Raw genomic sequence first — 24,785 nt, 5'->3', positions numbered from 1 at the left:
GAATGCGGCTTTTTTGCACATACGCAAACAGAGCTCCATTACCTAAATTTTATACCCACAAACCCGATCCACCTCACAGTTGTTCATTTGTTCTGCAAAAAACGTTGACGAACGATTTGGATATTTGCTGTACTAACTTCAATATACAGAACATAAGTTCCATATACAGAACTAAAGGAGTGGCAATGTTGAACATTTTTAAGGGCATCTTCCCGCCAGTACCGACTATCGTTGACGAAAGCGGTGAATTGGATCGTGCAGGAATGGCAGTCATGATTGACCATGTTATTAGCAATGGTGCCGACGGAATGCTAATTCTGGGCAGTGGTGGCGAATTTTCCCATTTCTCGTCCGAACAAAGAAAGCAAATTGCAGAGTTTAGCCTGCAGCATGTTGCTGGTAGAGTTCCTGTTCTTATTGGTATCGCCTGCGCCAGCACAGCAGAAACTATCGAACTTGGAAGGCATGCTGAAAACGCGGGGGCAAAAGGAGTACTCGTAGTCAATCCTTATTATGCAAAACTCAGCGATGAGGCCCGCTTTACGCATTACAAACGAATCGCTGAAGCGCTAAGCATTCCCGTCTTCTTATATAATTTTCCAGAACTAACTGGCCAGGATATTGGTTTAAACGTCATCACTCGCCTTGCCCGCGAAGTACCAAATATCGTTGGAATTAAAGATACGATTGATAACATTAGCCACACCAGGGAAGTTATCAATCAGGTTCACAGTTTCCGTCCAGATTTTATCATTTTTAGCGGCTATGACGAATATTTGCTTGATACATTATTACTCGGTGGGCATGGCGGCATTCCGGCAACATTTAACTTTGCGCCTCATATTACACGCGGAATTTATCAGGCGGTTCAGCAGAACGATCTCGCTACCGCCAAAGCATTTCAACAACAACTTGCCGGGTTATCACCTTTATATGCCTTAGAACAACCTTTCTTTGCCGTTATCAAGACCGCCATTAAATTAAGTGGTGTGGACATATCAACTGCAGTTGTCCCGCCAGCATTACCGTTAAATGAAGAAAAAAGAGAACAGGTTAAAAATATTTTATCCCGTATTACGGTATAAACCAGCATGAGAGCAATGATAATGAACATCAACCCTGTATTAAAATTGAATCCCAAAGATGATGTGGTTATCGCAAGGCAGGCTGTCCCCGTTGGCACCCGGCTTGAAGAAGAGCACATTACGGTACTCAGCGATATTCCCGCTGGGCATAAAATCGCCCTGCATGCACTGAGTGTTGGCGATGCGGTCAGACGCTATGGGCAAATAATTGGCTTCGCAACTCAGCCCATTAAGCCTGGCGAACACATCCATATGCATAATTTGGGAATGGGTGACTTTGAACGCGACTATGCCTGGGGCGAAGATTGCCATTCAACCTCTCCAGCCCCTCAACAGGATACCTTTATGGGTATCCGCCGCGCCGATGGCCGCGCAGCTACACGTAATTACATCGGTATTTTAAGCTCCGTAAACTGTAGTGCCACGGTTGTAAGAGCTATTGAGGATCACTTCCGTCTGCGGGGTCTTGCAGATTACCCGAATGTTGATGGCGTGGTGTCATTACCACAAAGTTTTGGCTGTGCTATTGGCTCTAAAAGTGAATCAATGGACGTCATGAGACGCACGATGGCCGGTTATGCCACCCACGCCAACTTTGCCGGAGTCATCATCGTTGGGCTGGGATGCGAATCCAGTCAAATTAAAGACATGATGAACGCCCATGGACTGGCCGATGGCCCAATGATGCACAGTTATACCATTCAGGATGTGGGCGGTACACGTCACGCCATTGAGAAAGGAATTTCCCTGGTTAACCAAATGCTGCCTGTTGCTAACCAGGTAACACGTCAACCAATCCCTGCATCAGAAATTATACTCGCACTAGAGTGTGGCGGTTCCGACAGCTATTCCGGGATCTCAGCCAATCCAGCTCTGGGCTATGCGGTAGATAAACTGGTGCAACAAGGCGGAACAGCGATTTTATCTGAAACCTCCGAAATTTATGGTGCAGAACATCTTCTTACCCGCCGCGCCGTTTCTCGCGAGATAGGTGAAAAGCTCATTGCCCGTATTCACTGGTGGGAAGAGTATTGTCGCCGCACTGGAAGCGAAATGAACAACAACCCCTCGGCGGGTAACAAAGTCGGCGGACTGACGACAATTCTGGAAAAATCACTTGGTGGTATTGCGAAAGCGGGTACAACCAATCTGACAGAAGTGTATGAATATGCTGAACCGGTAACTGCGAAAGGTTTTGTCTTTATGGATACCCCTGGATATGACCCTATTGCCGTCACGGGGCAAATCGCCGGAGGAGCAAATCTTCTGTGTTTCACCACAGGCCGAGGTTCTGCCTTTGGTTCCAAGCCAACCCCAAGCCTGAAGCTGGCTACCAATAATGCGCTTTGGCAACGCCAACAGGAGGATATGGACATTAATTGCGGAACCATTGTCGAGGGGGAAGAATCCATTGCAGAAGTCGGTGAACGTATCTACCAGATGATCCTTGAAATGGCATCAGGTAAAAAAACCAAGAGTGAGGAATTTGGCTATGGCAGTCAAGAATTCGTCCCCTGGACTGTTGGCTCCATAATGTAACACTCCACAAGATAACAATACCTCGTACCGCCATACTCATTATGAGTATGGCAAGGAGCCCTTATGTCTATTGTTAACGTAAATACTGAAGAAGAAAAATTAAAGGCAACAACAGTAAGGTGGCGCATATTTATTATTATGCTTTTATTAGGTGCTATTAACTATATTGACCGCACCTCTCTTTCTATTGCCATGCCTTATATTACAGATGAATTTGGTATTACCGATACTCGCGTTGTCGGTGTTATTCATAGTGCCTTTTTCTGGGCTTATGCTTTAATGCAAATCCCCAGTGGGGTCATTGCTGATAAATTCAAAGCCAGAAATATCATTGCCCTGGCCACTATCTTATGGGGAGCATTTCAAGCCGTTGCGGCTCTGTGTCACTCTATTTTCACCCTGTCACTTTCTCGTCTGGGGTTAGGCGTCACTGAATCTCCAATCATGCCCGCTGGCGCGAAGTTAATGGGCACATGGTTAACGCCAACCGAACGCGGTCGTGGTTCGATGCTACTGGATGGCGGCGCACCATTGGGTACGGCGCTGGGTGCGGTGATCATCGCTGGACTTATTGCCTTTTTCGACTCATGGCGTATGGCATTCGTGGTGGCGGGTGTGGGCACAATGATTGTCGGTCTACTGGCCTGGTGGTACATCCGCACTTACCCATCAGAACATCCCAGCATCAATAAAGCTGAACTAGACCATATTGTTGCGGCGAACGGTGCTGAAACGAGTAGCAAGAAATACCGTCTGGCCGATATCAAACCTTACCTGAAACAACGTAATGTGATTGCGCTTATCTGTGGCTGGGTCTGCTATAGCTTCGTGTTCTATGGCCTGATGACATGGCTGCCGCTCTATTTCCAGGCCACCTACGGTTTTGATATCAAATCGATGGGCGGAGCAATGGCGCTGATCTTCCTGCTATGTTTTGTCGGCCAACTGACTGGCGGCTACATTATGGATAAATGGCGCAGCAAAGGAGCAAAAACAAGCCGCGTTATGCATACGATGTTGGCGATTTCAGCTACCACCGCTGGTGTTGGTATTTTCCTTTGCGCACAAAGCTCGACGCCAGCCGTCGCAATCACCTTGCTCACTATTGCCCTTTTTCCTCTGCGATGGGCCAGCGTTTACTGGTCAATACCCGGACTGCTGGGCGCACAATCCGTTGCAGGCACCATTTGCGGAACCATGAACTTCACCAGTAACTTGTTCGCAGCCATCCTTCCCATTTTTATCGGTTTCCTGGTGCAATCCACGGGAAACTATTACGCAGCGATGATGTTCTTTGCACTGGCTGCGGTGGGTTATCTCATCTGCTCGTTGCTGATCAACTTTGATAAAAAAATGGTCATTACCGACGAGTAATCCGCCTGAATATGGCCCGTTGACGGGCCATCTTTCAACATCAGGAACGATGTATGTTCAATTCAGAGAATTTCATTGCCGTAGACTGGGGCTCAAGCAACCTGCGCATTTGGGTCTATCAACAGAACCAATGTGTCTGGCAACACGCCAGTCAGAATGGTGTACTCAAACATCAACCCGGTGTATTCAAAGACACCTGGCTAACACTGCTCAGTTTGTGTCCGCGGCCACTAAGCAAAGATACAACCGTCATAATGAGCGGAATGGTGGGCAGTAATATCGGGTGGGTAGATAGCCACTATTTACGCTGTCCAACCCCGTTAAGTGCATTATCACAGCATCTAACAAAGGTTGAAGATGCGGGCCCTTTTCCCACTTTCATCGTTCCAGGGCTGCAAATTGACGGGCCGGAAAACTACAACGTCATGCGTGGAGAGGAAACTCAGCTTTTTGGCGCCTTAGCTGATGAGAACTGGTACGTATTCCCGGGAACACACAGCAAATGGGTTCAGGTACAAGAGAGTAACGTCTGCGATTTTCAAACCGTCATGACCGGCGAGTTTTTCCACTTACTTTCACACTACTCCATCGTTGGAAAAAACGCCGAGGAACAAAACACGAACGAACAGGCTTTTTTAGCAGGAGCCGAACGCGGCTGGCAGGAAACATGTTTATCCCGCAGCCTATTTGATCTGAGAGCCCGAATACTCACCCATGCGTTGTCACCTGATACGCTTTACGAATCTCTGTCAGGGTTATTGATTGGTCATGAAATAGCACAAATGCTACAGCACTATGCCATTAACACTGAAGAAGAAGTCATTCTGGTGGGCAATGACGATTTGCTCAGCCGCTATCAAAGCCTGTTTCATCATTTCGGTTATCGCTGTCGGCTGTGTAACGGTGAAAAAGCATTTATTAATGGTATCAGGAGACTTTTAAATGAATAGTCGCAACCCTTTGGTCGCTATTTTACGTGGGGTGAAACCCGATGAAGTGCTGGCCCATATTGATGCACTTATCACAGCCGGATTCAGCACAATAGAAATACCGCTGAACTCGCCAGACTGGCAACGTAGTATTGCTCTTGCCGTGGAACATTATGGTCATACGGTAAAAATCGGTGCCGGAACGGTCACCAATGTCGGTGATGTCAGCACACTTTCTTCGCTGGGATGTGCATTTATCCTTACGCCCAACACCGATCCGGAAGTAATTAGTACTGCGCGAGCGGCCAAAATGACAACCTGCATCGGCTGCCAAACAGTCAGCGAAGCATTTGTTGCATTCCGGCATGGCGCAGACGGATTGAAAATTTTCCCTGCAGGGGAACTGGGGCCGGATTATATCCGGGCATTAAAAGCCGTTTTACCTCCTCAAGTCCCTTTGTATGCCGTGGGCGGAATTAGGCCAGACAATTTGTCCCATTACCTGAAGGCAGGTTGTTTCGGTGCCGGCTTAGGCAGCGATCTGTATCGTGCCGGACAATCTATCAACCAAACAGCCGCAAATGCGAAGGCATTTATCGAGGCTTATAATACCTTCTGTCAGCCTCAGGCATAAAAAAGCCCGCCATTAAGGCGGGCAAAAGTTACCAATGCACACTTAACTCAAGCAACTTTCAATTGTTGAATCTTTTTCTCGCGGCGAATTTTACGTTCTTCAAACACGGCCACGATGGCCATCAGGCAAATGCAGCCAATCGCCGCGGTATCCAGCGCCGCAAAGGTGCCCGCCCAGCCGGTGAGGCCGAAAATCGGCGTGCCGTCGGCAATCATCCCGAGACCCAGCTTGGCGAAGCTGTCACCAATCAGGTAAGCAAAGGTGCCTTTAATTCCATCGGCCGCGCCGATCGCTTTTTTCGGTACAAATCCGACGGCGGCAACGCCGATTAACAACTGCGGGCCAAACACCAGGAAGCCGAGCGCAAACAGCGACGCCAGATAGACGTACTGGTTGCTGGCGTGCTGGTAAACACCCAGTGTCGCGATGATGAGTGCCAGCGCCACACAGGCCACCAGCGCACGACGACCGTTTGCGAGATCGGAGAGCCAGCCCCACAGCAGCGTGCCGACCAGCGCGCCCACTTCAAACAGGGTAAAGCCCTGAATCGCCACTTCTTTGGAGAGCTTCAGCTCCTGGAAGGCGTAGACGGTAGACCACTGGTCGATGCCGATGCGCACCACGTACAGGAAGATGTTGGAGAAGCACAGCAGCCAGATCACTTTGTTTTTCAGCACGTACTCAACAAAGATCTGCCATTTAGTCATCTCGTTTTCTTCGGTCTCTTTGTCCTCTTCGCTGATCTCCTCGCCGAACAGCTCTTCGGCTTTACCGAGACCGTAAGATTCCGGGGAGTCGCTGCCGTAGCGCAGGCCGATAAAACCGACAATCAGGGCAATAATCGACGGGAAGATAAACATCCCGATGACGTGGCCATCGAACAGGTAATTCGCGCCGAACAGCGCGACGCCCGCCGCACCCGCACCGCCGAGGTTGTGGGAGATATTCCACATGCCGAGGTAGGAACCGCGCTTACGGCGCGGCGTCCACTTGGTGATGGTGGAATAGCTGCACGAGCCGCCGGTGCTCTGGAAGAAACCGCTCAGCGCGTAGAAGGCAATCATCAGGAACAGGCTGGTTGACCCCGCACCCATGCTGGCGCTAAAGCCGAGCATACAAATAGCGGAGAGGATCAGCATAAACGGCAGGAACTGCTTGGTGTTTTTGCCGTCCGCGTAGTAGGAAACCAGCGTTTTACCCACGCCATAGGTGATGGAGAAGCCCAGGCCAATCATCCCCAACTGCGTCATGCTCAGCCCGTAGGTGGAGATCATGTCGTTCTGCGCGATGTTGAAGTTCTTGCGGATCAAGTACATGGTCAGATAGCCGATAAAGACCACCAGATAGGACTGCATGAACGGTTTGAACCACATTTTGCGCCGCACATCGAGCGGCAGATCCAGGGTCGGCTTACGCACCTGGTTGAGAAAGGCCAGCATTTGACACTCCCGAGCTAATTTTTTTTTACCTGCGAATGGCAGGCATTGTAAAAATCAGCCGGGAGACATGCCTGAGACAGCGTCCAGGTGAAACCGGGAATATTTCTTAGTTTTGCCCCACTCGGGGCAAAAAGGTGAGGTGCATCACGCTTCGCTGAGATCGCGCGGTGCCTGGGCGTTTAAGAACGGCAGCAACAGCAGTGCTGAGATGCCGGCCGCGATGGCGATCACCACAAAGAATCCGCTCCAGTGCCAGACTTCCATCACCTTCGCCAACGGCCAGCCGGAGAGCGAGGCCCCCAGATAAGCAAACAGGCCGACAAAACCGGTCGCCGCGCCCGCCGCCTCTTTGTGCGAGCACTCTGCCGCCGCCATGCCAATCAGCATCTGCGGGCCAAAAACAAAGAAGCCGGTGGTGAAGAAGCACGCCGCCTGCATCACGTAGCTGGCAAACGGCATCAGCCACAGCGAGCCCACAGAGAGCAGAATTCCGGCGGCGAAAATCAGGTTCATCGGCCCGCGGTTGCCGTTAAACAGCTTGTCCGAGCCCCAGCCCGCCACCAGCGCGCCGATGAAGCCCCCCAGTTCGAACATCGTCACGGCGGTGTTCGCCGTCACCAGATCGACGCCCAGCGTCTCCGACATATACAGATTGCCCCAGTCGTTGATCGCCGCGCGCACCACGTACACCAGCACGTAGCACAGCGACAGCAGCCAGATGTAGGGGTTCAGCAGCACGTATTTGGTGAGGATCTCTTTACGAGTTAACCCCGCGCCCTCCTGCTGCTGGGCAATTTCCAGCTCATCGTGCCGCCAGTCGCCAATCGGCGGCAGACCAATCGCCTGCGGCCTGTCGCGCAGCCGCCAGCAAAGAAAAACGCCCACCACGATCGCCAGCGTACCGGCAATCATCATCCCGGCGCGCCAGCCGTAATGCAGCGCCGCCGCCCCCATAACGATCGGAATCAGCGCGCCGCCGACGTTGTGCGCGGTGTTCCAGATAGCCCACCAGCCGCCGCGCTCATTGCGCGAATACCAGGCGGTGAGCAGGCGGGCGCACACCGGCGCGCCCCAGCCCTGGAAGAAGGCGTTCAGCGCCCACAGTACGGCAAAGGCCCAGACCGAGGTGGAGAAGCCGAACAGGATGTTAACCACGCCGGTGGCGATAAGCCCGATACCCATAAAATAGCGGGCGTTGGAGCGATCGCTGACGATACCGGAGACAAATTTCGACAGCCCGTAGGTGATGTAAAACAGCGTCGCCAGCAGGCCAATATCGCTGCGGGTAAGCACGCCGCTGGTGATGATTTCCGGCACCGCGGCGTTAAAGCTTTTGCGCGTGAAATAAAATAGCGCGTAGCCGAGCCAGATAGTCAGCAGGATATGCCGCCGCCAGTAACGGTAGCGGGCGTCCACTTCCTGCTTGTCGGTGATAAGCGGCGCGCTGGCCGGGGCTTTTAAAAACTGAAACATGGCCGTTCCTTAGGCGTAGCGCTGGGGCAGCGACACGCTGACGCGCGTGCCGTGCATGCAGGAAATCGTGAGTGAGCCGCCGAGCGCCGTCACACGCTCACGCATCCCGGTGAGGCCAAAACCCTGTTGGTTCGACCCCGGCGGCAGGCCGCTGCCGTCGTCTTCCATCACCAGCATCAACCGTTCATCCTGCTGCCAGCCCTGCAGCGTCACCGCGCTGGCGTTGGCGTGCTTTACAATGTTGTTCAGCCCTTCCTGACAGACGCGGAACAACGTCACGCGCTGGCTTTCGCTGAGTGCTGATTCGTCAATTCGCCAGTCGAGGTGGCTGACGATGCCGCGGCTTTCCAGCTCCATTTCGCGCATCAATGAGCGGATGGCCTGCTCCAGCGTGAGATCATCCAGCTGGCGCGGTCGCAGGCGACCCAGCAGGCGGCGCACCGAATCGTACACGCCCAGCGACAACTGCTCGATATGCGCCCCGCTTTGCTTAACGCCCGCGTTCTCAGGGGCCAGGCGCTGAACAATGCCCGCCTGAGTGCGAATGGCGGTGATGGTCTGGCCGATATCATCGTGCAGCTCGCGCGCCACGTCGCGGCGCACGCTCTCTTCGGTCTCCAGCAACCGTTCCGCCAGCCGATGATTACGCGCCAGCTCGTTTTGCAGCGACTGGTTAAGCTCACGCAGCCGCTGAATACCCGCACCGAGCAGCAGCCCGGTCAGGCTTTGCACCAGCAGCGAGAGCAGTAAATCGACCGGGTGATCGTGCCAGGTCTGGCTGGCAATCAGCGCGATGGCGTTCATCAACGTCGCAATCAGCGCCCCCTGCCAGCCGTAGTGCCAGGCGAGCGCAATAATCGGTAAAGCGAGGCAGAACGGCGTAAAGCGCGAAAGCTCAGCGGGTAAACCAAGCTGTAGCCACAGGCTGACGGTGAACAGCAGCAGGTACCACACCAGGTGCCGCCCGCGCCAGTTTACCGGCTGCGACACCAGCGCCGGGCCGAGCGGCAGCCAGGTAGTGCTGGTCAGGTAGTGCCAGAACACCAGGCAGATCGGCGCCAACGTTAATCCGCCGGTCAGGGTCAGTAGCAGCGCATTCCACGCTTCCTCGCCCTGCCCCAGCCACGGCAGCGATTGCAGCAGCGCCGCCGCCGTCAGCGCCGCCCCCTGCAACAGCAATGTGCGCCAGTCGCGCTGATGGCGATAGCGAGAGATTAGCGTCACTGGCAGCAACGTGAGGAAGCTGCCGATCATCAAAATAGACAGATGCGCCAGCGCCACCTCCTGCGCCAGCCAGTACATCAGCAGCCACTCCGCGCCCAGCAGCACCGGCCAGTAGCCGCGCGGGCATTGCAGCATCAGCCCCAGACGCAGGCCAAACGGAAACAGCAGCACCGCCAGCTCCGGACGCTCAACCAGATGCAGGCTGATGCTCCACAGGCAAAACCACGCGGCGGAGAAAATGAAAAAGCAGGCGACAACGGTGATCAGCCGGGAGAAAAGTGCGTTCATTGCCAGCCGTCAAACATCCGGCGGGCCAGCTCAACGTCGTTGCTGACGTTCAGCTTTTCCATCAGGTTAGCGCGATGCACGTGCACCGTTTTCGGCGACAGCCCCAGCTCGACGGCAATCTCTTTCACCGCCATCCCCTGCGCCAGTTTCTCCGCCACCTGGCGCTCACGTTTGGTCAACGGATCCTGCCGCCCGGCCGCCAGCTTGACGGCGATGTCCGGTGTCAAGTAGCAACCGCCCGTCGCCACGGTATGCACTGCCGCAATCAGTTCATCCGGGCTACAGCGTTTTGAAAGAAAACCACGCGCGCCTGCGTTGATCGCCTGCTCGACCAGCGCCGGGCTGTCATGGACGGAGAGCATGATAATCGCCATCCCTTTTGGCAGTTGGCTGAGTAGCTCCAGGCCTGAGATGTCGGGCATTGAGATATCGCAAATACACACCTGCACGCCACGCCCCGGCAAACCGGCCAGCGCCTCGCGCCCGGAGCCAAATTCCGCCACAACCTGCAAATCAGCTTCCAGCCCCAGCAGTTGGGCAAAGCCGGAGCGGACGATAGTGTGGTCGTCGATAAGGGCGATGGTGATCATGGGTTTGTCCTGGCGCTAAAGCATGCCTGATGGCGCTACGCTTATCAGGCCTACAGGAAGGTAGGCCGGACAAGGCATTTATGCCGCCATCCGGCAAAAGCGCTTACCTTAACGATAAGCGCGTTGCTGTTCAAGCCTTGAGCGAACTACTCGAAGAAGACGGTGATTTTGTTAAACATCGACGGGTCGGACTGGTTGCGGGCCACTTTCACTACATCTTCCAGCTTGTCGATCTGACTTATCATCTGCTCCAGACGCTGATCGTCGTTGACCAGTAACCAGATGCGGCTCTTATCACTGTTCTGAATCGGTAGGCAGAGAATACCTTCCACGTTGAATGCGCGACGGGCAAACAGCCCGCAGACGTGGGTCATTACGCCCGGATGGTTGCGTACGGTGAGTTCCAGGATTACGTTGTCATGAGTCTGCTGTTGCATGGCTTATTCCCCCACCATTTCAGTGTTTGCCGCACCAGGCGGCACCATCGGGTACACTTTTTCTTCCGCGTCGATACGCACGTGGATCAGTGCAGGTCCAGGTCGATTAATTATCTCCTGCAACGCTGCCTGTGGATCCGCTTCGTTATTCAAATCGCAGGTTTCCAGACCAAATCCGGCGGCTATCTGCATAAAGTTAATCATCCCCGGATAGGTCGCCGCAAAAACACCCTGCTTATAGAACAGGCTCTGCTGCTGATATACCAGACCCAACGCTTCGTTATTCATCAGGATGATTTTAATATCCAGCTGATTTTCGCTGGCCGTCGCCATTTCCTGAATATTCATCATCAGACTGCCGTCGCCGGAGAAGCACAGCACTTTTTTATCCGGGTTCGCCAGCGCCGCGCCAATTGCTGCGGGCAGGCCAAATCCCATGGTGCCGAGACCGCCAGAGGTCAGCCACTGACGCGGACGGTTCAGCGGATACGCCTGCGCCGCCCACATCTGATGCTGGCCGACGTCAGTGGTGATAATGGCGCTGTCATCCACGCAGGCGGCCACCGCGTTGATCAGCCCATAGTGACTGAGCGGGTCGCTTTCCTGTGGAATGGCGCAAGGAAATTCACGTTGTAAATCGGCCACCATCTGATGCCATGCCTCTCGCGGCTGGGCTTCAACCATTGGGATCAACTGCGCCAGAACCTCATCGACATCCGCCTGAATCGCTACGTGCGGCTGTTTGATTTTACCCAGCTCTGCGCGGTCGATATCTACATGGATGATTTTGGCGTTCGGGCAGAACTGCTCGGTTTTACCAATCGCCCGGTCATCAAAACGTGCGCCCAGAACAATCAGTAAATCGGCTTCTTGCAGAATAAAGTTGGTGCTGCGCGCGCCGTGCATACCCAGCATGCCTAACGACAGCGGATGTGCCTTGGGCAGCATGCCAAGCGCCATTAAGGTCATGGTGGTAGGCAGCATGGCTTTTTCGGCCAGCTCACGAACGCGGGCGGGCGCGTTAATCACGCCGCCGCCGAGGTACAGCACCGGACGCTTTGCAGCGTTAATCATGGCCGCGGCATCGCGAATGCTGTCCTGACTGAACGCCGGTGCCGCCATTTTCTGCGCGGGTTCCGGCATCTCTTCAATGTCAAATACGGCGGTTTGAATATCCTTAGGAATGTCTATCCACACCGGGCCTGGACGTCCGGACTGCGCAATGCGGAACGCATCGCTCATGACCTGCGGTAATTCATTGATATGGCGGACCAGATAGTTGTGCTTGGTGATGGGGATAGAAATTCCGTAGGTGTCGACCTCCTGGAAGGCGTCGGTACCGATCATCGAGGCCGGAACCTGCCCGGTGATGCACACCAGCGGGATGGAATCCAGGCGAGCGTCGGCAATAGCGGTCACCAGGTTGGTGGCGCCTGGGCCGCTACAAGCCATACACACGGCGGGTTTGCCATCGGTTCGCGCCATGCCTTGCGCGATAAACCCCGCACCCTGTTCGTGGCGCGCCAGGATATGACGGATTTGCGTGCTTTGGCTTAAGGCGTCATAGACGGGAAGAATCGATCCGCCAGGGATACCGGTGACCACCTGGATTCCCTGACGTTCCAGGAAATGAACGATGAATTCTGCGCCCGTAAAGCGAGTGCGCTTGGATGTTATGCCCGAACTTGCCATGCTCCAGTCCTTTTATTCTGGGCCTTTGCTCCGGGCAGGTCTCTTAAACGAAAAACCCCGCCCGGTTTGCGCCGGCGGGGTTTTGGAATCGTGTGTTGATCCGGACCCTACGGCGCATTGCCGACGACCACCACCACACGCACGACGACCGCTGCGCGAGATGGCGCAGTTTTTAGTAGGGTCGCAGTCAGCATGGAAGGGTTCATTAGGGACCTGTCTGTTTGTTGATTAACTGGATTTATACAAACACAGGTTTTTCAGCGTGACAATGGAAAAATTTTCATCTGCACAAAAATGCGTCAGCGATCACATTTCGCTATACGGTGTGGAAAAACAAAAAACCCCGCCGGAGCGAGGTTCTTTTCAGCGTTGTGCGGTTGGTAGCCGCCGAGCACACTGTGTTATGTCAACGGGAAAAGTATACGCGTTCTGCGAAGAACACGCAATTTCGGCACGAATTTTGATGAGTTTGAGTATGGCCTAATGTTGACGTCTCGTCCACAAAATACTGTTAATTTATACAGTATTTATCTATAATATTTCGGTACGCAATGTGTTATGCGGGGGTCGCATCGTAAACCGGCGCATCAAAGTCCTGGCTGAAACGGGTGGTGCCGTCAGCGCCTTAACCCCCGTGTGAGCACACTGTGTTATGTCAACAAAGGTGCTGGCAACAGGCAGCGGCGAGGTACGTCAGCACCGTGCTCCTTGTACCAAAAGGAGAGCGTATGAGCCTCGTGGATATCGCTATTCTTATCCTCAAACTCATTGTTGCAGCACTGCAACTACTTGATGCCGTTCTGAAATACGTTAAGTAATTCAGATTCAAGTCGCACCTAAGGGGAGCGGGTAACACTCCGCTCCCCTTTCACTTTTTCCCAGGTGCTTGTCACGCGCCAATATGTTACGTTTTTATGACATTCTCAGGGAAGAATTCCGCCATGACGCTTTCTGTTTTCTGCATTTTGCTGTTCGCCGCGCTGCTGCATGCCAGCTGGAATGCCATTGTTAAGGCTGGAAACGATAAACTGTACTCGGCGATCGGCGTCAGCGGTTCTGCTGCGATTATGGCGTTGATCTGCTTACCCTTTGCGCCTCAGCCTTCTGCCGCCAGCCTGCCGTTTTTAGCTGTCTCAACGGCTTTACAAGTGGTGTACACGGTCCTGGTCGCCAAAACCTATCAGGTTTCGGATATGAGTCAGACCTACCCTTTGATGCGCGGCACCGCACCATTGCTGGTTGCGATTATCAGCGTCCTGTTCCTTGGCGATAGTCTCTCTATGCTTGCCTGGGTGGGGATTGCCACCATCTGTCTGGCTATTCTCGGCATGGCATTTAACGGGCGCAGCAGCTCGCAACGCGGGATCGTACTGGCGCTCATTAACGCCTGCTTTATTGCCGGTTACACGCTGGTCGACGGCACCGGGGTACGCTTATCAGAAACCGCGCTGGGTTATACGCTGTGGACCTTCTTTCTGAACGGTTCTTGCCTGCTCACCTGGGCGATGATCGCCCGACGCCGGGAAGCATCACGCTATCTGGTACAACAGTGGAAGAAAGGGATTCTTGGCGGGATTGGCACGATGGGTTCTTACGGACTGGCGCTGTGGGCCATGACCCAGGCACCGTTGGCGGTGGTCGCTGCGCTGCGTGAAACTTCTATCCTGTTTGGCGCGCTGCTCGCCTGGCTGTTGCTGAAAGAAAAGGTCGCAGGGATACGTCTTGTCGCGGCTGCAGGTATTGCCATAGGCGCGGTTTTGCTACGCTTGTCGTGATCTCTTTGTCGACCTGATGCAATCCGGCAACATTTGTTGCCGTTTTTTGTTTACATTTCCTGCCGTTCCTCGCTTAAACATTCCAGCCTACTATCTGGCCTTCTTTTTCTGTTGTGGTAGATTCCACGCGCATTTACGGGAAAGTGCAGCACCTTATTCTTATTTTTTCACTTTTTGAAAAGTTATCAGCGAAATGAAAAGGCATAGAAGCGTCAATTTGTTGTTGATGTTGGTATTACTGGTGGCGGTTGGACAGATGGCGCAAACCATTTATATCCCCGCGATTGCTGATATGGCGCGTGAACTGAACGTTCGCGAAGGGGCGGTGCAGAGCGTGATGGCCGCCTATCTGCTGACCTACGGCCTGTCACAACTGTTTTACGGCCCACTTTCCGATCGCGTTGGCCGCCGTCCGGTGATCCTCGCCGGGATGTCTATTTTTATGCTGGCCACGCTGGTCGCCATCACCACCCACAGCCTGACGGTACTGATTATCGCCAGTGCAATCCAGGGGATGGGAACAGGCGTCGGCGGTGTGATGGCGCGAACCTTGCCGCGAGACCTGTATGAAGGTACGCAGCTTCGTCACGCCAACAGTTTGCTGAATATGGGGATCCTGGTCAGTCCGCTGCTGGCACCGCTGATTGGCGGTATGCTGGATACCGTGTGGAACTGGCGCGCTTGTTATATTTTTCTACTGGTCCTGTGCGCGGGCGTCACGTTTAGCATGGCGCGCTGGATGCCGGAAACGCGCCCGGCAGGCGCGCCGCGTCCACGGCTTATCGCCAGCTATAAGACGCTGTTTGGCAACAGCTCTTTCACCTGTTACGTGCTCATGCTGATCGGTGGCCTGGCGGGTGTTGCGGTCTTCGAAGCCTGCTCCGGGGTATTATTGGGCGCAAGGCTGGGTTTAAGCAGCATGGTGGTCAGCATCCTGTTTATTCTGCCTATTCCGGCGGCGTTTTTCGGCGCCTGGTTCGCCGGTCGCCCAAACAAGCGTTTCTCAACGCTGATGTGGCAGTCGGTTATTTGCTGTCTGGTCGCCGGTTTGATGATGTGGATCCCGGGTCTGTTCGACGTGATGAACGTCTGGACGCTGCTGGTTCCCGCCGCGCTGTTTTTCTTCGGCGCCGGGATGTTGTTTCCGCTGGCAACCAGCGGCGCAATGGAGCCTTTCCCGTTCCTGGCGGGCACTGCCGGCGCGCTGGTCGGGGGATTACAGAACATTGGTTCCGGCGTGCTGGCGTGGTTCTCTGCGATGCTGCCGCAGACCGGACAAGCCAGTCTGGGCCTATTGATGACCCTTATGGGGCTGCTGATTTTTGTGTGCTGGCTTCCGCTGGCGTCACGCGTGTCGCATCAGGGGCAGGCGGTTTAAGCGCATGATGGCCCGGTTTATCGCCGGGCTTTTCGCATTCAGGCGCAATCATCGTCGTCAGCAACGGCTCCAGCGCCGGACGCCAGGCCCCCTCCTCGCCATCATAAAACTGCGTATCCGCATTGATAGCATAGGGAATCTTCGCTTTCTTCAGCTCGCACGCCATAAACCGGGCGAAGGCCATTTGCGCAGCAGAAGGCCCATTTTTAATGGTTTCTCCCGGCGACCAGCCCCCCACCCAACTCACGTGACCGGTTTTCTGCTGCCAGCGAATGGCGGTATTGATACGGGCGCGAATAGCCGTCTTTTCAGCCGCAGTCCCGGACGTCCATGGATATTTGCCGTTATTTTTCAGCGGTCCCCACGGGAAGATATGCCATTCGGCCAGCACGGTATTCTGGCTTTGCGGCGGCAACTTCAGGTTCGGTAACTCTTCCGGCGCGGCACGCAGTCGCGGCGCGATGAAGATCATCCGTTGCGGGTCAATAGCGTGGATGGTGCGAATCGTTTTGTCATATACCCGATTGAGCGATGCCTGATTATGGTTGAGCTTATCCGCAGGTTCATAAATCAGGTCAAAACCCAGTAGCGGCGAACGTTGACCAAAGTAATGCGCCACCGCCACCCACCAGTTAACCACCTCTTTTTCATTACCGGCGCTGGGGTCTTGTTTATATTCATCCGCCTGGTAAGCAATAATCGGGATTACGCCATACTGCTCGCAGGCTTCGACCAGCTTGCGCAGATGAATCAGTCTGGCTTCTGTCGGTTCTCCCGCCACGCGGATACGCACATGGGAAATGCCTTTCGCCCTGAAATCCCGTACCACCAGCGGATCGAACTCACGAATGCCACGCTCGGTTCGCGCCCAATCTACATCCATCCCGACCCCAAGCTGCTGCGCATACGACGCCGCCGTCAACGCAGGTTGCGCGGCACACACGGTGGCGCTGGCGAAGAGTAACAGGGAAACAATCGGTTTTAGCACGGTCGTCCTTACGCAAATCATCAGGAGTGATATCACGTATTTAGCATGCTTTTTCACTTTCCGTGTAGAGAGAAAGCGTAAAAAATATGCGTGACCCGCTTATTTAACCTGCTCCTGAAGCCAACCAATAAACGCCTCGATTTTCGGCCACTGCCTGCCGGGCAGCGTGGTGATGTAGTAATGCTGGTGGCATTTCAGCGCCATATCACCAAAAGGCGCGACCAGTTCTCCGCTGTCGAGGCGTTTTTGCACCAGCCTTTTGCGCCCCATCGCCACGCCGATATGGTTCATTGCCGCAATCACCGCTAAATCAGAACGATCGAAGCCAATGCCCGACGATGTTGGCAAATTTACCGCAAAATGCTGCGCCCAGCTGTGCCATTCATCGGTCCCGGAGTCGTTACTCCACGCCTGCCTGTCGTGCAGCAACGTACAGTGCGGCAGATTCACCAGCGAGCCAGTGAGACCATAACGAGAGGCGTAGTCCGGGCTGCATACCGGCAGGATCTCTTCATCCATCAGGAAGTGATGGGTGAGCTGGGCGGAGGGCGCATCGTCAAAATAAATAGCCAGATCGATTCCGGCACGCTGCAGGTTGACGTTGTCATTCCCGGTCAGCATGGTCAGCGAAATCGACGGATAGCGTCGGGTGAAGTCGCCGAGCGCCGGAACCAGCCAGCACTGGGCGATGGAGGGCCGTGAGTACACGGTGAGCGTCCCCGACAGCTCCTGATTTTTGATATCAAGGATTTCCTGGTTGAGCGTATCCAGCGACGATTTCAGTGCCCAGAACACCCGTTTACCCTCGTGGGTCAGTTCCACTTTGCGGTGAGAACGGACAAACAGCTGAATACCCAGTTCATCTTCCAACTGATTAATGCGGTGGCTGACGGCGCTGGGGCTTAATGAAAGCTCGTCTGCCGCCAGCGCAAATGACTGATGGCGAGCAGCCACTTCAAAGGTATACAGCTTTGACAGCTGCCAGCCGTTGAGCAGTCGGTTTCTGACTTCGCGTAGGGGATCCATATTCATCTCTGTCATCCTGAATGATGCGTCGAAGTGTAAAAAAAACCGCTGTAAAAATCAGCATAAAGGTGAATCAGAGTGAACCATATCGCATTAATGACGCGTAATTAGACGTAAATCACTTAATTGATGCAATCTGGCTCATGTGAAAGAGGATTTATATCGTTTGTCAGACCCTGCCTTATTTTTGTCCAATAACCCCAGGTTAATCACAGGGCAAGGTGAGTTATGCACTCTCAAATCTGGGTTGTGAGCACGCTGCTGATAAGCATCGTGTTAATCGTTTTGACCATCGTGAAGTTCAAATTCCACCCGTTTCTGGCGCTGCTGCTGGCCAGCTTCTTCGTGGGTACGATGATGGGTATGGGGCCGCTGGATATGGTCAATGCCATTGAGAGCGGCATCGGCGGTACGCTGGGCTTCCTCGCTGCGGTTATCGGCCTCGGGACCATTCTGGGCAAAATGATGGAAGTGTCCGGCGCGGCCGAACGCATCGGCCTGACGTTACAGCGCTGCCGCTGGCTTTCCGCTGATGTCATTATGGTACTGGTCGGGTTGATTTGCGGGATCACGCTGTTTGTTGAGGTTGGCGTGGTGCTGTTGATTCCGCTGGCTTTTTCAATTGCCAAAAAGACCAATACCTCACTCCTGAAGCTGGCGATCCCACTGTGTACGGCGCTGATGGCGGTGCACTGCGTGGTACCGCCGCATCCGGCCGCCCTGTTCGTGGCGAATAAGCTGGGCGCAGATATTGGCAGTGTGATTGTCTACGGTTTACTGGTGGGCCTCATGGCATCACTGATCGGCGGCCCGCTGTACCTGAAATTCCTCGGTAACCGTCTGCCGTTTAAACCGGTGCCGGCTGAATTTTCTGATCTTAAAGTGCGTGACGAAAGTACGCTGCCGTCGCTGGGCGCGACGCTGTTTACCGTCCTGTTACCCATTGGCCTGATGCTGGTCAAAACCGTTGCTGAATTGAACATGACGAAAGGCAGCACGCTGTACACGCTGCTGGAGTTTATTGGTAACCCGATTACCGCGATGTTTATTGCCGTCTTCGTGGCCTACTACATTCTCGGCCTGCGTCAGCACATCGGTATGGGGGCGCTGCTGACCCACACCGAAAACGGTTTTGGCTCGATTGCCAACATTCTGCTGATTATCGGCGCAGGCGGCGCATTCAACGCTATCCTCAAGAGCAGCGGACTGGCCGATACTCTCGCGCTGATCCTCTCGAACATGCATATGCACCCAATTCTGCTGGCGTGGCTGGTGGCGTTAATTCTGCACGCTGCGGTGGGCTCTGCCACGGTGGCGATGATGGGGGCCACGGCAATCGTAGCGCCGATGCTGCCGCTTTACCCTGACGTTAGCCCGGAGATCATCGCCATTGCGATTGGTTCTGGCGCAATTGGCTGCACGATCGTCACAGATTCCCTCTTCTGGCTGGTGAAGCAGTACTGCGGCGCCACCCTGAATGAGACATTTAAATACTATACGACCGCGACATTTATCGCGTCCGTTATTGCACTGGCTTGCACATTCCTGCTTTCCTTTATTATCTAAGCGCGAAGAGACTGACTATGGAAAACATTCAAACACTTATCGCCCAGTATCCTTTAGTGGAAGATCTGGTGGCTCTCAAAGAGACCACCTGGTTTAACCCTGGCACCACCTCTCTTGCGGAAGGTTTACCCTATGTTGGCCTGACCGAGCACGATGTGCAGGATGCCCATGCCCGGCTGACGCGCTTCGCGCCGTACCTGGCGCAGGCATTCCCGGAAACCGCAGCCACCGGCGGCATTATTGAGTCTGAGCTGGCCGCCATTCCATTGATGCAAAAGCGGTTGGAAAAAGAGTTCGAACAGCCCATTCGCGGCGAAATCCTGCTGAAGAAAGACAGCCACCTGCCGATTTCCGGCTCAATTAAAGCGCGTGGCGGCATTTATGAAGTCCTGACCCACGCGGAAAAACTGGCGCTGGAAGCCGGTCTGCTGACGACAGAAGATGATTACAGCATTCTGCTTTCACCTGAATTTAAACAGTTTTTCAGCCAGTACAGCATCGCGGTAGGTTCCACCGGCAACCTCGGGATGTCTATCGGCATCATGAGCGCCCGCATCGGCTTTAAGGTGACGGTGCATATGTCTGCCGACGCGCGCGCATGGAAAAAAGCCAAACTGCGCAGCCACGGCGTGACGGTCGTCGAGTATGAAGAGGATTACGGGGTGGCGGTTGAACAGGGCCGCAAAGCGGCAGAGTCCGATCCGAACTGCTTCTTTATCGATGATGAAAACTCCCGCACGCTGTTTTTAGGTTACGCGGTGGCTGGTCAGCGTCTGAAGGCGCAATTCGCGCAGCAGGGACGCGTGGTCGATGCCGATCATCCGCTGTTTGTGTACCTGCCGTGCGGCGTCGGCGGCGGCCCTGGCGGGGTAGCGTTTGGTCTGAAGCTGGCATTTGGCGATAACGTGCACTGCTTCTTCGCCGAGCCGACCCATTCACCGTGCATGCTGCTGGGGATTTATACCGGGCTGCACGATACCATTTCCGTGCAGGATATTGGCATCGACAACCTGACGGCGGCGGATGGGCTGGCGGTGGGCCGCGCTTCGGGGTTTGTCGGCCGGGCGATGGAGCGTCTGCTCGACGGTCTGTACACCCTGGACGATCAAACGATGTACGACATGCTGGGCTGGCTGGCGCAGGAAGAAGGGATTCGCCTTGAGCCTTCGGCGCTGGCGGGGATGGCCGGTCCGCAGCACGTTTGCGCCTCTGCTGACTATCAGCAGATGCACGGCTTCAGCGCCGACCAGCTCAATAACGCCACGCATCTGGTGTGGGCGACCGGCGGCGGCATGGTGCCGGAAGCCGAAATGGCGCAGTATTTAGCCAAAGGGCGGTAACGCCGCTGAGCTTAACGCAGCATCGCCATCAGCTCCATCGGTGAGCGATGCTGCTTAAGCAGGTCACGCATCACGCGCATATGCGGGGCGGTATGGTTGAAGAAAGCGCTGTATCCGCCGCAAATTGCACTCTTTCCACGGCTGTCACGATGCTTTGGACAATCGCCATGGCAAAAGCGTAACAGCGAACACGCCTGGCATTCCGCACTCAGCGTGGTCTTCTTGGACTGACCAAACTCCGCTGCCTGCGGGCTGGCATTGAGCTCGCTCAGCGAGGTGTGATGAAGATTACCCAAGCGAAAATCCGGGTAGACATAGTGATCGCACTGATACAAATCGCCATTCGCTTCCAGGGCAAAAGCATGTCCGCAGGTTGAGCTTAGCGAACACATCTGCGACGGATGCCCACACCATACGCCCAAAGTTGAATCAAACAACTGGACGAAAACGCGGCCAATATCTTCTCTGACCCAGATATCAAAGACAGAATTCAGGAAGGTTCCCCACGCCTGCGGTGGGACGGATTCGCTGGTAAGCTCACCTTTTTCATCATATTCAACCAGCGGAATGAACTGCAAAAAGGGTGTGCCAAGCTGGCGAAGGTAGCGATACATCGGCCCTGGCCGTTGGCTGTTCAGGGAATTAACCACCACCAGCAGATTGAACTCTACCTGATGCTCACGCAGCCTGGTAATGGCATCCACCACCTTATGGTGGGTCGGTTTTCCGCTGCGGCTAACGCGATGGGCGTCGTGTAACTCTGCCGGGCCATCCAGGGAAATCCCAACCAGCCAGCCGTTATCATGTAAAAACTGGCACCATTCGTCGTTGAGCAAAATCCCGTTAGTCTGGAAAGCATTATGGATTTGCTTTCCTTCCCCGTACCGTTTTTGCAACGTCACGACGCGGCGAAAAAAGTCGATCCCACAGAGTGTTGGTTCCCCACCCTGCCAGGCAAACATCACTTCAGACCCCGACTGCGCGGCGATATGTTGGCGTATAAACGTCTCTAAGGTGGCATCATCCATTACGGGTTGAGTGGGTTTATCAATGTAAAAACAGTAACGACAATCAAGGTTACAACGAGAGCTGGCCGGCTTGGCCATGACCTGACATCCTGTCATGCTAAATTCCCGATAAATGCAATAAGTTGGCGAACATGTGTTACAGCAAACAGTATTGCGAGGGATAACACCGCGAGGGAGATCATAAATTTGTCACGCACCGCGCGAGATTCAGAAAAATCACTATGACTAACATCCATGAGGTTGCGACTGCGGGTGTAGCGCCATAGAACGATTGCCGCCATCGCCAGCACGGCAATTGAAACCCAAAACAGGAACCCCGCCTGATGCCAGTTGTGCTTCAGCGCTAACGCCATTAACGCGCCATAGCCCAGCAGGGTACGAAACCAGGCCAGCGATGTTCGCTCCGGCTGTAACCCCGGATCGGCGATACGTCGCGATTTACGGCTATCCGGCATACAGTATCAGTCCCATGACAATCACCGCGACGATCATCAAAATCAGACTGATGATTAACAGGCTATGGGTGTACGGCAAATCCTCTTTCAGACGCATTGCCCTCTCATTACGCAGCCAACGCAGGTAGCCGTAAATCGCCAGTCCACCGGCAAACAGACACAATAACAGCGCCAACAGCTCGCGAATGACTGGCGTGGCAAAATCCGGAGCCAGTTGGTCAAGGCCAACGCCCGCCGCCAGAAATCCCAGCGCAGTACGGATCCACGCCAGAAAAGTACGCTCATTTGCCAGAGAGAAGCGATAATCCGGCGCTTCGCCAAGGCGGGAAATCTTCATGACAACTCCTTTTCTTTTTCGCGATCGTCCGCGAGTCCTGCTCATTTTCAGAATTTCATACAACGTATTGCTGATATGCTTTGCGCTATCCAGCACAGGGAGTTCGGATGGACATCATAGCGCAAAACAAATGTAGCTCATTGGGAATGCTTTTCGGCGCGATTGCGTTGATTCTTGGCATTTTCCATTTCTCTTTTGGCCCCTTTTCCGCCCCGCCGTTTGGGCTGGAAAGCGTGGTGGCAGAGAAGGTGTCCGCTGTTAAAAAAGGTATTCTTGCCGGGCTGAAAGGCGAACAACCGCGCGACGCTCGCCTTTCATGCTCTACTCTTTGGCATTGCTATTATCTGCGGCATCATTCTGCTTATGCTGATATTTTCCTTTCTCAGCGGCGGTTCACCAATTTAAACTGTCGGGTGGACGACCATTTGCGTGACGCCCACCCGCACGCAGCAACTATTATCTGAAAAGATGACGGGTTAGAGCAGTGAACGTAACTCTTCATAAGTAAAGATGCGACCGCGATAGCCTAATCCCTTATCAATATTATAAATAGAGAGGCCAATATTGTTATCTGTATCAAAGACAAAGAAAGATTGCTCTGCGCCAAAATAAACATTGTAATAGTCGTTGCCTACATCAAAGACCGACGATGTAAGTTCACTGCGTTGACCAGGAAAGCTAAACTGATCCAATCTCTCCACCGTTAAAGCGGTTAAATCGATAGCCAAAATTGTAGGCAGGGAATCAAGCTCAGCTGAACTATAAGCGACAGGATCGGATTCAATGATACGCACTAGCTCATTCCCACTCTCATCCGCACAAGAATTATTATTGAACAGAGAAATGACGAATTTATTGTCACCCCGCCAGGCCTGATACTTGCTATTTTGAGTAATAAAAACCGCATGTTCCCCATTGGGATAATGAAAATCGTCGGCATTCACCACGCTTAAATTGCATGGGCTCGCCAACACTGGAAAATCAGGATTATCAATAATCCACTCAGCATCGCCGGAGTCAACGTTCAGGCCAATAATTGTACAGCTCGAACGTGAGTTGACGATTAACTGATTAGTTTCTTTTACATACTCAAGGCTATTAAAATGCACATCATTGGTATCAGTATTATCCAGTACCGTGGCTCCCAAAAACTCCTGAGAGTAATCACGTTGCCAGAGTAACGTCCCGCTGGCGATGTCATATTTATAAATTATGCACTCCAGTTTTTGCTCATCACTCCAGTTATCCAGCAACGAACCCAATAGCCAGAGATTACCTTTCCCATCCGTGGTGATATCGTGATGAAAACCATAGCCTGCAGGTGCGGTATAGGTTTGTGAAACGTCTCCCGCCAGGTTAAAACGATATAAAGCAGGTGCAAATGCATGCTTATCGGGATCATAAGTTTCACTGGCTAACGCTGACCACAACGCATTGTCGATGATCTTTAAGTTACCGTACATCCATGGGAAAAGGCCGGTAATACGTAGATCGCCATTAATGTCATAGCCGTTCCATGCACTGGTGACAAACCACCCCCGTCCTAAGGTCTTTTCCGCCATCGCGCTGTCTTCAGTATTGATTGTCAGCACCAGAGGAACATCGCCATACTCCTGACCCTCAGTTGAGATTGTTACCGTGAAAGAGGTGGTAGCATTATCCACCGTATAAACATTCAGCGTAACCGTATTCTGATAATCGGCATACAAGCCAACAACAATAATCTGAGTATTAGAACTGTATTCATCAGTGCTGTAATAAAAATCGGCATTTAATGTTTTACCATGAACAGTATAATCAAATTTTACCGCCTCTATATTGTCCAACTGAATTAATGCACTAAGTTTATTTTGATTATAAGGATTAATTATCACTGTATAATTCGCACTCATCTTTTATCCCTTTCATTAAAAATAAGAATGTAATAACTTTCAAAATAAAACTACTCCTCATACTAGCCATGTTATGTGGATGAGTGCACAAAATAACATATTGATATAAACCATTTTATCAAGAACATGCACCATAAACTCAAAGAATAACAAAACATTAAACATACAAAATAAAAATATAAATAAAACAAATAATTTGTAGTGTATTTTTTTAAGAATAACCTCAAATCAATATCATCCATGAATAAACCAAATTAATACACAGGAGTTATAAAGGATGTTTTTTTGCAAATTAA

Annotated in this window: 23 protein-coding genes and 1 pseudogene; 11 read left to right on the top strand and 13 right to left on the bottom strand. The window is 53.2% G+C overall.

Annotated features, from left to right (window positions below; genetic code table 11):
* Window positions 1-185: 185 nt before the first annotated feature.
* From ACVXHP_RS12430 to ACVXHP_RS12410, 5 genes are all read left to right on the top strand, one after another.
* Window positions 186-1,085 (top strand): dihydrodipicolinate synthase family protein, encoded by a 900-nt coding sequence (locus tag ACVXHP_RS12430; protein WP_304702566.1) that lies wholly within the window; start codon window positions 186-188, stop codon window positions 1,083-1,085.
* Window positions 1,086-1,106: 21 nt separating this feature from the next.
* Window positions 1,107-2,624: a UxaA family hydrolase gene (locus tag ACVXHP_RS12425; RefSeq protein WP_316129115.1), complete on the top strand. Its 1,518-nt coding sequence runs from the start codon at window positions 1,107-1,109 to the stop codon at window positions 2,622-2,624.
* A 63-nt stretch (window positions 2,625-2,687) separates the two neighbouring features.
* Window positions 2,688-3,998: an MFS transporter gene (locus ACVXHP_RS12420; RefSeq protein ID WP_316129114.1), complete on the top strand. Its 1,311-nt coding sequence runs from the start codon at window positions 2,688-2,690 to the stop codon at window positions 3,996-3,998.
* Between the two features lie 53 nt (window positions 3,999-4,051).
* On the top strand, window positions 4,052-4,948 hold the full coding sequence (locus ACVXHP_RS12415) for a 2-dehydro-3-deoxygalactonokinase (RefSeq protein ID WP_304702564.1): 897 nt from the start codon (window positions 4,052-4,054) through the stop codon (window positions 4,946-4,948).
* Window positions 4,941-5,561, top strand: a complete 621-nt coding sequence (locus ACVXHP_RS12410; RefSeq protein ID WP_316129112.1) for a 2-dehydro-3-deoxy-6-phosphogalactonate aldolase — start codon at window positions 4,941-4,943, stop codon at window positions 5,559-5,561. Before ACVXHP_RS12415 ends, ACVXHP_RS12410 begins: the two co-directional genes overlap by 8 nt.
* Window positions 5,562-5,608: 47 nt before the next feature.
* Here ACVXHP_RS12410 and uhpT read toward each other — a convergent pair whose 3' ends face one another.
* The 7 genes from uhpT to ivbL all read right to left on the bottom strand — a co-directional run bounded on the left by uhpT (window position 5,609) and on the right by ivbL (window position 12,910).
* Complete coding sequence (uhpT, locus tag ACVXHP_RS12405) at window positions 5,609-7,000, bottom strand: hexose-6-phosphate:phosphate antiporter (RefSeq protein ID WP_003023929.1); 1,392 nt, start codon at window positions 6,998-7,000, stop codon at window positions 5,609-5,611.
* Window positions 7,001-7,144: 144 nt separating this feature from the next.
* Window positions 7,145-8,473 (bottom strand): MFS transporter family glucose-6-phosphate receptor UhpC, encoded by a 1,329-nt coding sequence (uhpC, locus tag ACVXHP_RS12400; RefSeq protein ID WP_447571549.1) that lies wholly within the window; start codon window positions 8,471-8,473, stop codon window positions 7,145-7,147.
* A 9-nt stretch (window positions 8,474-8,482) separates the two neighbouring features.
* The gene (uhpB, locus tag ACVXHP_RS12395; protein WP_447571548.1) at window positions 8,483-9,985 is read right to left on the bottom strand and encodes a signal transduction histidine-protein kinase/phosphatase UhpB; all 1,503 of its coding nucleotides are present in this window, start codon (window positions 9,983-9,985) and stop codon (window positions 8,483-8,485) included.
* Window positions 9,982-10,575: a transcriptional regulator UhpA gene (gene uhpA, locus ACVXHP_RS12390; RefSeq protein WP_447571547.1), complete on the bottom strand. Its 594-nt coding sequence runs from the start codon at window positions 10,573-10,575 to the stop codon at window positions 9,982-9,984. Before uhpA ends, uhpB begins: the two co-directional genes overlap by 4 nt.
* A 146-nt stretch (window positions 10,576-10,721) precedes the next feature.
* Window positions 10,722-11,012: an acetolactate synthase small subunit gene (ilvN, locus tag ACVXHP_RS12385; RefSeq protein WP_316129109.1), complete on the bottom strand. Its 291-nt coding sequence runs from the start codon at window positions 11,010-11,012 to the stop codon at window positions 10,722-10,724.
* Between the two features lie 3 nt (window positions 11,013-11,015).
* The gene (gene ilvB, locus ACVXHP_RS12380) at window positions 11,016-12,704 is read right to left on the bottom strand and encodes an acetolactate synthase large subunit (RefSeq protein ID WP_447571546.1); all 1,689 of its coding nucleotides are present in this window, start codon (window positions 12,702-12,704) and stop codon (window positions 11,016-11,018) included.
* Window positions 12,705-12,811: 107 nt separating this feature from the next.
* Window positions 12,812-12,910, bottom strand: a complete 99-nt coding sequence (gene ivbL, locus ACVXHP_RS12375) for an ilvB operon leader peptide IvbL (RefSeq protein WP_003827118.1) — start codon at window positions 12,908-12,910, stop codon at window positions 12,812-12,814.
* Between the two features lie 522 nt (window positions 12,911-13,432).
* On the opposite strand from ivbL, the gene tisB reads away from it, so the two are divergent.
* The 3 genes from tisB to emrD all read left to right on the top strand — a co-directional run bounded on the left by tisB (window position 13,433) and on the right by emrD (window position 15,857).
* Window positions 13,433-13,522 carry a type I toxin-antitoxin system toxin TisB gene (gene tisB / locus ACVXHP_RS12370; protein WP_003023909.1) on the top strand — a complete coding sequence of 30 codons (90 nt, stop codon included), beginning with the start codon at window positions 13,433-13,435 and terminating at the stop codon, window positions 13,520-13,522.
* 123 nt (window positions 13,523-13,645) lie between these two features.
* Window positions 13,646-14,479: a DMT family transporter gene (locus tag ACVXHP_RS12365; RefSeq protein ID WP_085049145.1), complete on the top strand. Its 834-nt coding sequence runs from the start codon at window positions 13,646-13,648 to the stop codon at window positions 14,477-14,479.
* Window positions 14,480-14,672: 193 nt separating this feature from the next.
* The gene (gene emrD, locus ACVXHP_RS12360) at window positions 14,673-15,857 is read left to right on the top strand and encodes a multidrug efflux MFS transporter EmrD (RefSeq protein ID WP_200008902.1); all 1,185 of its coding nucleotides are present in this window, start codon (window positions 14,673-14,675) and stop codon (window positions 15,855-15,857) included.
* Here the strand turns inward: emrD and ACVXHP_RS12355 are convergent.
* Complete coding sequence (locus tag ACVXHP_RS12355) at window positions 15,784-16,866, bottom strand: cellulase family glycosylhydrolase (protein WP_410053819.1); 1,083 nt, start codon at window positions 16,864-16,866, stop codon at window positions 15,784-15,786. The genes emrD and ACVXHP_RS12355 overlap by 74 nt on opposite strands.
* A 78-nt stretch (window positions 16,867-16,944) precedes the next feature.
* Complete coding sequence (gene dsdC / locus ACVXHP_RS12350; protein ID WP_069323826.1) at window positions 16,945-17,871, bottom strand: DNA-binding transcriptional regulator DsdC; 927 nt, start codon at window positions 17,869-17,871, stop codon at window positions 16,945-16,947.
* Between the two features lie 228 nt (window positions 17,872-18,099).
* Here dsdC and dsdX point away from each other — a divergent pair, with 228 nt between their 5' ends.
* On the top strand, window positions 18,100-19,437 hold the full coding sequence (gene dsdX, locus ACVXHP_RS12345) for a D-serine transporter DsdX (RefSeq protein ID WP_316129105.1): 1,338 nt from the start codon (window positions 18,100-18,102) through the stop codon (window positions 19,435-19,437).
* Between the two features lie 17 nt (window positions 19,438-19,454).
* Window positions 19,455-20,777, top strand: coding sequence for a D-serine ammonia-lyase (dsdA, locus tag ACVXHP_RS12340; RefSeq protein ID WP_447571545.1), 1,323 nt, complete (start codon window positions 19,455-19,457; stop codon window positions 20,775-20,777).
* An 11-nt stretch (window positions 20,778-20,788) separates the two neighbouring features.
* Here dsdA and ACVXHP_RS12335 read toward each other — a convergent pair whose 3' ends face one another.
* From ACVXHP_RS12335 to ACVXHP_RS12325, 3 genes are read right to left on the bottom strand one after another with little or no spacing between them, the layout of a single operon-like run.
* On the bottom strand, window positions 20,789-21,901 hold the full coding sequence (locus ACVXHP_RS12335) for an anaerobic sulfatase maturase (RefSeq protein ID WP_447571544.1): 1,113 nt from the start codon (window positions 21,899-21,901) through the stop codon (window positions 20,789-20,791).
* A complete protein-coding gene (locus tag ACVXHP_RS12330) occupies window positions 21,898-22,260 on the bottom strand; it encodes a DUF202 domain-containing protein (RefSeq protein WP_447571543.1) in 363 nt (120 codons plus the stop codon). Before ACVXHP_RS12330 ends, ACVXHP_RS12335 begins: the two co-directional genes overlap by 4 nt.
* Window positions 22,250-22,597, bottom strand: coding sequence for a YidH family protein (locus ACVXHP_RS12325; RefSeq protein WP_447571542.1), 348 nt, complete (start codon window positions 22,595-22,597; stop codon window positions 22,250-22,252). Before ACVXHP_RS12325 ends, ACVXHP_RS12330 begins: the two co-directional genes overlap by 11 nt.
* Before the next feature lie 107 nt (window positions 22,598-22,704).
* Here ACVXHP_RS12325 and ACVXHP_RS12320 point away from each other — a divergent pair.
* Window positions 22,705-23,002 (top strand): annotated as a pseudogene (locus ACVXHP_RS12320) (hypothetical protein).
* Window positions 23,003-23,073: 71 nt separating this feature from the next.
* Here ACVXHP_RS12320 and ACVXHP_RS12315 read toward each other — a convergent pair.
* Complete coding sequence (locus ACVXHP_RS12315; RefSeq protein WP_447571541.1) at window positions 23,074-24,489, bottom strand: aryl-sulfate sulfotransferase; 1,416 nt, start codon at window positions 24,487-24,489, stop codon at window positions 23,074-23,076.
* Between the last annotated feature and the right edge of the window lie 296 nt (window positions 24,490-24,785).

This window comes from Citrobacter freundii complex sp. 2025EL-00176 (assembly GCF_053309355.1).
Note: the sequence above shows the minus strand (reverse complement) of the source record. Positions and strands in the feature narration are given on the sequence as shown.

Bases quoted from the DNA above. Each gene is read 5' to 3' on its own strand.
- ivbL (WP_003827118.1), bottom strand. From the start codon at position 12,910: ATGAACCCTTCCATGCTGACTGCGACCCTACTAAAAACTGCGCCATCT.
- tisB (WP_003023909.1), top strand. From the start codon at position 13,433: ATGAGCCTCGTGGATATCGCTATTCTTATCCTCAAACTCATTGTTGCA.
- dsdC (WP_069323826.1), bottom strand. From the start codon at position 17,871: ATGGATCCCCTACGCGAAGTCAGAAACCGACTGCTCAACGGCTGGCAG.
- ACVXHP_RS12325 (WP_447571542.1), bottom strand. From the start codon at position 22,597: ATGAAGATTTCCCGCCTTGGCGAAGCGCCGGATTATCGCTTCTCTCTG.
- ilvN (WP_316129109.1), bottom strand. From the start codon at position 11,012: ATGCAACAGCAGACTCATGACAACGTAATCCTGGAACTCACCGTACGC.
- ACVXHP_RS12430 (WP_304702566.1), top strand. From the start codon at position 186: ATGTTGAACATTTTTAAGGGCATCTTCCCGCCAGTACCGACTATCGTT.
- ACVXHP_RS12365 (WP_085049145.1), top strand. From the start codon at position 13,646: ATGACGCTTTCTGTTTTCTGCATTTTGCTGTTCGCCGCGCTGCTGCAT.
- ACVXHP_RS12330 (WP_447571543.1), bottom strand. From the start codon at position 22,260: ATGCCGGATAGCCGTAAATCGCGACGTATCGCCGATCCGGGGTTACAG.
- ACVXHP_RS12315 (WP_447571541.1), bottom strand. From the start codon at position 24,489: ATGAGTGCGAATTATACAGTGATAATTAATCCTTATAATCAAAATAAA.
- ilvB (WP_447571546.1), bottom strand. From the start codon at position 12,704: ATGGCAAGTTCGGGCATAACATCCAAGCGCACTCGCTTTACGGGCGCA.
- ACVXHP_RS12335 (WP_447571544.1), bottom strand. From the start codon at position 21,901: ATGACAGGATGTCAGGTCATGGCCAAGCCGGCCAGCTCTCGTTGTAAC.
- emrD (WP_200008902.1), top strand. From the start codon at position 14,673: ATGAAAAGGCATAGAAGCGTCAATTTGTTGTTGATGTTGGTATTACTG.
- dsdA (WP_447571545.1), top strand. From the start codon at position 19,455: ATGGAAAACATTCAAACACTTATCGCCCAGTATCCTTTAGTGGAAGAT.
- ACVXHP_RS12415 (WP_304702564.1), top strand. From the start codon at position 4,052: ATGTTCAATTCAGAGAATTTCATTGCCGTAGACTGGGGCTCAAGCAAC.
- ACVXHP_RS12355 (WP_410053819.1), bottom strand. From the start codon at position 16,866: ATGATTTGCGTAAGGACGACCGTGCTAAAACCGATTGTTTCCCTGTTA.
- uhpC (WP_447571549.1), bottom strand. From the start codon at position 8,473: ATGTTTCAGTTTTTAAAAGCCCCGGCCAGCGCGCCGCTTATCACCGAC.
- dsdX (WP_316129105.1), top strand. From the start codon at position 18,100: ATGCACTCTCAAATCTGGGTTGTGAGCACGCTGCTGATAAGCATCGTG.
- uhpT (WP_003023929.1), bottom strand. From the start codon at position 7,000: ATGCTGGCCTTTCTCAACCAGGTGCGTAAGCCGACCCTGGATCTGCCG.
- ACVXHP_RS12425 (WP_316129115.1), top strand. From the start codon at position 1,107: ATGAACATCAACCCTGTATTAAAATTGAATCCCAAAGATGATGTGGTT.
- ACVXHP_RS12410 (WP_316129112.1), top strand. From the start codon at position 4,941: ATGAATAGTCGCAACCCTTTGGTCGCTATTTTACGTGGGGTGAAACCC.
- uhpB (WP_447571548.1), bottom strand. From the start codon at position 9,985: ATGAACGCACTTTTCTCCCGGCTGATCACCGTTGTCGCCTGCTTTTTC.
- ACVXHP_RS12420 (WP_316129114.1), top strand. From the start codon at position 2,688: ATGTCTATTGTTAACGTAAATACTGAAGAAGAAAAATTAAAGGCAACA.
- uhpA (WP_447571547.1), bottom strand. From the start codon at position 10,575: ATGATCACCATCGCCCTTATCGACGACCACACTATCGTCCGCTCCGGC.